This is a genomic window from Rhizorhapis sp. SPR117 (assembly GCF_021742065.1).
The window spans coordinates 1-4,617 of record NZ_JAKKIE010000125.1; the positions used below are offsets into that span (position 1 = coordinate 1).

Consider the following 4,617-nt stretch of genomic DNA (forward strand, 5'->3'; position numbering starts at 1 on the left):
ACCGGTACACTTTTACTCCGAAATGAACGGACCCCAAAAGACCCGTCAGTGGTACATTTTTACTCCGCCGTTTATACGAAGAAGCCGTTGTCCGAAAATACCATGATCTATGCTTTGTATCGCCTCGGATATCATTCGAGACAGACTGTGCATGGCTTCAGGGGGCTCGCGAGCACGTGGGCAAACGAACAACTGGTGGAATTTGGCAAACCGGCCATGTGGATAAGAAGGTATCACGAGGACTGGGTCGAAATGCAGCTGGCCCACTCAGAAGAGAATGAGGTGCGTGGTGCCTACAACGCTGCCGAGTATATGGTCCCACGGCGCAGGATGATGCAGGACTGGGCTGACTTTCTCGCTGATCAGGAGAAAATAGGCCTGTCGCAAGCGCACAAGAAGGCTGCTTGAACCAGCGTTCGCAGTTGGCCCTTATGCGCTGCCGATCCAGTCGATGCGCAGGCGATCGAGACCGGAGACCACGCCTTCGACGATGACCTTGTTCCCGACATGCTCATCGCCGCTTTCGTCGCGCTCGAGGATCCATACGTCATTCTCGTTCGTGGTCAGGATCAGGCCGCGCTGGCCGCGGCTCAAAATACCAACCACGCGTTTGCGTGAGCTACTCAAATCACACCTCTTCGCGGTTAGTAGCGCCAGCGGCCCAGCACATCCCGGACGTAGCCAGGAGTTTCGCCATTGAGCGGGATGCCTCCGGCCCGCTCCACGGCGCCTGGCCCGGCGTTGTAGGCGGCCACTGCGAGGTGAACCACCCCGAATTTGTCGAGCATCTGCCGCAGGTAGCGGGCGGCTCCCACAAGGTTTTCCTTCGGGTCGAACCGGTTCAAGACTCCGAGGTCTCGCGCCGTGCCGGGCATCAATTGCCCAAGGCCAGCCGCTCCGGCTTTACTGATGGCGACAGGATTGTACCGCGATTCGGTCCAGATGAGCGCGTCGAGCAAACCCGAAGGTAGAGAAAACTGCGCCTCAGCGGCATAGACGTGCGGCAGGTACACCGCCCTTCTGAAGCTTGTTCCCTGTTTGCTGGAACCGGGGCTCGGCCTGGGCGCGTAGAACGGGTTAGGTCCGATAGGCGTAGCTATAGCAAGGGCTTGTTCGGGTGCCGGGGACTTCCACACTCCATGCGTCACCAGTTGAAACCCGTCGGTCTCTTCTTCCACGCGATAGCCAATGGTTCGCAGTTCCAGGCTTTCAGACGGAGCGTCTACTTGCTCTCGGGCCAATGCAGGGCGCGCGCTGCATACGCTTGCTGTCACTAAGGCAAAGCCAACGAATTTCAGTCTCATCATCGATTCCTTCTCTAGCCGAATCACGTGAGAACATATAAAGAACATACGTTGTAGGAAAACGCATTGTAATGGGCGCAGAGCGGAGGCTGCGCGGTGGAGGCATGTTGGACTGGAGATAGCCCATGCCCCGTACCCGAGTGCCGGAACGCCTGGAAAAGCGTGCCCGAGAAATCGTCGAAGCCCTTGATGGCACCTGGTCGCGGTCACGCGGTATGTGCTGTTGTCCTGCTCACGATGATCGCATGCCGTCGCTCAGCGTCACGATCGGCGTTCGCGCGATCCTGTTCCACTGCTTTGCCGGATGCTCGAACGAGGCGGTTCTGGCGAGCCTGGACCGGGTTGGTGTCAAAGCTGCCGAGCTCTTCGATGGAAGAGGGGACCCGATTGCGCCGCGGACCAGAGACGACGTCGTCAACCAGAATGCTCTCAGACTTTGGCGAGCAGCCTCTGCCCTGTCGGACAGCCCGGCACAGGCCTATCTTGCTGGTCGCCAGATCAGGGCGTTGTCGCCAGACCTGCGCTACCATGCTCGCACACCGCTTGGCCCCAAGGGATCGGTCCGGTTTCTGCCTGCCATGCTCGCTGCGGTTCGCAACGATGAAGGCATACTCGCGCTTCACCGAACATTCCTTGAGCCGAAGACTTCCCGGCTTGCGCGTTTCGATGGCCCCAAGCGCGCGCTGGGTAGCCTTGGCTCGGGCACGGTGCGGTTGGCCATGCCGCGCGGCGGCAGGCTCGGCCTTGCTGAGGGCATCGAAAGCGCACTTTCAGCCCAGCAGCTCTTTGGGATCCCGTGTTGGGCGACACTCGGCAATGAGCGGTTTGGCCTGGTGACCATTCCTGAAAGCGTGCGCGAACTCCACCTTTTCATCGATCACGATGCCGGCGGCAACCTCGCCGAAGAGCGCGCCCGCGAGGCTTATCAATGTGAGGGTCGCCGGATCGTGCCGAGGCGCCCCGGGAAGGAAGGCGACGACTGGAACGATGTTCTGACGGCGCGAGCCATGGCGGGCGCCTGAGCAGGTCCAGAGGAGAGTGGGCTTTGGGTCTTTTGAGGCCTGCAAACGGATTGGGTCTCGTCAGGAGGTCCCATGTCCAATTTGTCACCCGCGTTTGCCTTTCCAATCTCACCCGAGCCCTTGGTCCTTACGGCAGCAAGATCGCTCGCAGCCCGCCTGGATTTCGGCGAGGTCATCACGCGTCCCATCCTCAACTCCGTGCTGACCGAGCAGTTCGGCGGCAGCGATGCCGATGCCCGCTGGTCGGTCCGCGATGCCCATGCCGCGCTCGAACTCGCGCAAATCCTCTGGTTGCAGGGGAACTCGAAGCTCAGTCCGTCATCACCGCCCGAAACAGCCAAAGGCGCGTTTGACCGGCTCGAAGCACAGTTGCCGAGCCAGACTGTGCGAAGCGAGGAACAAATCGAACTGCAACAGTTCGCCACACCGCCGTACCTTGCCTGGCTTGCTGCACGCGCTTGCGCCTTCGGCGCCTCCGAGGTGGCGCTTGAGCCATCGGCTGGCACGGGGATGCTGGCGGTGTGGGCTGAGTCTGCTGGCGCGCGGCTTGCCTTGAACGAAATCTCGCGGCTGCGCCGTGAATGCCTCGCCAGCTTGTTTCCACAGGCCTCACTTTCTGGCCATGACGGCGAGCTGATCGACGAATTGCTCGATCCCAACATTGCCCCTGGCGTCATTCTCATGAACCCGCCCTATTCGCATGGGGTGGAGCGCGGGGCTGATGGCCGAACCGGTGCACGGCACCTGCGCTCGGCCTGGAAGCGGCTGGTAACAGGCGGCAGGCTCGTTGCTGTCATGCCGGAGTGGTTTGATATCCGTCGGTTTGTGTCGGGCACAGCGGGCCCCATTGCGCTGCGCCTCAATGCCGCGATCGAACGCGCCTTCGTGCGCTCGGGCACCTCGATCACGACCAGGCTCCTCGTTCTCGACAAGACCTTGTCGAGCAATGACCCAGTTGCGGTGAACACGAACGAGTTTTCCGAGTTGTGTGACCTCATCGACGGTCTTCCGCCGAGGGAGATCGCTCAATTCCCAGCGGCTGTGCCAGCGAGTCCGCGCGGCGCCCTGCTCAGCCTCGTTGACGGTGGAAATCGGCTGCGTCCCGTCCCGCCTGCGCGGGCAGGCGCCTCGACGGACATTGTCCCCTGCAATTTTGCAGCCCTGGCGGAACCCGCGCCGATCGCCGAGCAGGTTGGGCACTATCTGCCCTATCGGCCAAGCCGCATATTGATCCCGGATGCAGCCGATCACCCGACTCCGCTGGTCGAGTCCGTCGCGATGGGTTCGATCACCGCGCCGATCCCGACACAAGTGCCGAGGCTGCCTTCGGGTCTCATGGCCAACGGGCTGCTGTCTGCGGCTCAGGCCGAAACTCTGATCTATGCGGCCAATGCCCATGCGCGCGATCTTCCCGGCAGGTTCGTGCCCGAGGATAAGGGCTGCATTCTCAAACCCAGCGCCGAAGGTCACGCCTATCGCATGGGATACTTCCTTGGCGACGGGACCGGGGCCGGGAAGGGGCGCCAGGTTGCCAGCGTCATTCTCGACCGCTGGGTCCGCGGCGAGAAATGCCACATCTGGATATCCAAGAATGAGGCCCTGCTGGAAGATGCAAGGCGCGACTGGTCGGCCTTGGGAGGCCTGCCCATCGATATCCAGCCGCTCGGGCAATGGAAGCTCGGGTCGCAGGTCGCGATGCGTGAGGGCATCCTGTTCGTCACCTATCCGACCCTGCGCTCCGGCAGGAGCGATGCCACGCGTCTCGACCAGATCATTGAATGGGCGGGTGAACATTTCGACGGGGTGATCGTCTTCGACGAAGCGCACGCCATGGCCAATGCCGCAGGCGGCGAAGGCTCACGCGGCAAGGTCAAAGGGTCAGAGCAAGGGATCGCCGGGGTGAGACTGCAGAACCTGTTGCCCCGAGCCCGGGTTCTCTACGCCTCGGCGACCGGTGCGTCGGATGTCAACAACCTCGCCTATGCCACGCGTCTGGGGCTCTGGGGACCGGAGACTGCATTTGCCAACCGGGAAACCTTTGTGGCCGATATCCGTGATGGCGGCATCGCTGCGATGGAACTGGTCGCGCGCGATCTCAAATCACTCGGCCTCTACACTGCGCGCGCCTTGTCCTTCGCGGGCGTCGAATACGACATCCTTGAGCATTGCCTCACAGAGGATCAGATCACGGTCTACGATGCCTATGCCGAGGCATGGGGCATCTTATGCGCAGCTGCGCATAATACGGATTATCGCGAGGTCGCGATAATGTGAAGGAACGCGGCCTAAGC

Annotated in this window: 5 protein-coding genes; 3 read left to right on the plus strand and 2 right to left on the minus strand. The window is 61.6% G+C overall.

Features of this window, described 5'->3' with window-relative positions:
• Window positions 1–408 (plus strand): tyrosine-type recombinase/integrase (locus L3X40_RS20995; protein WP_445177229.1); only part of this gene is annotated, 408 nt, incomplete at its 5' end.
• A 21-nt stretch (window positions 409–429) separates the two neighbouring features.
• On the opposite strand, the gene L3X40_RS21000 is transcribed toward L3X40_RS20995, so the two are convergent.
• Both L3X40_RS21000 and L3X40_RS21005 read right to left on the minus strand, forming a co-directional pair.
• Entirely contained in the window at window positions 430–627 is a 198-nt protein-coding gene (locus L3X40_RS21000; RefSeq protein WP_237367302.1) for a DUF5818 domain-containing protein, read from the minus strand.
• A 17-nt stretch (window positions 628–644) separates the two neighbouring features.
• The gene (locus L3X40_RS21005; protein ID WP_237367305.1) at window positions 645–1,304 is read right to left on the minus strand and encodes a lytic transglycosylase domain-containing protein; all 660 of its coding nucleotides are present in this window, start codon (window positions 1,302–1,304) and stop codon (window positions 645–647) included.
• A gap of 125 nt (window positions 1,305–1,429) precedes the next feature.
• Here L3X40_RS21005 and L3X40_RS21010 point away from each other — a divergent pair, with 125 nt between their 5' ends.
• A complete protein-coding gene (locus tag L3X40_RS21010) occupies window positions 1,430–2,326 on the plus strand; it encodes a DUF7146 domain-containing protein (RefSeq protein ID WP_237367303.1) in 897 nt (298 codons plus the stop codon).
• A 72-nt stretch (window positions 2,327–2,398) separates the two neighbouring features.
• Window positions 2,399–4,600 (plus strand): strawberry notch-like NTP hydrolase domain-containing protein, encoded by a 2,202-nt coding sequence (locus L3X40_RS21015; RefSeq protein ID WP_237367304.1) that lies wholly within the window; start codon window positions 2,399–2,401, stop codon window positions 4,598–4,600.
• The last annotated feature ends 17 nt before the right edge of the window (window positions 4,601–4,617 follow it).

Bases quoted from the DNA above. Each gene is read 5' to 3' on its own strand.
- L3X40_RS21015 (WP_237367304.1), top strand. From the start codon at position 2,399: ATGTCCAATTTGTCACCCGCGTTTGCCTTTCCAATCTCACCCGAGCCC.
- L3X40_RS21010 (WP_237367303.1), top strand. From the start codon at position 1,430: ATGCCCCGTACCCGAGTGCCGGAACGCCTGGAAAAGCGTGCCCGAGAA.
- L3X40_RS21005 (WP_237367305.1), bottom strand. From the start codon at position 1,304: ATGAGACTGAAATTCGTTGGCTTTGCCTTAGTGACAGCAAGCGTATGC.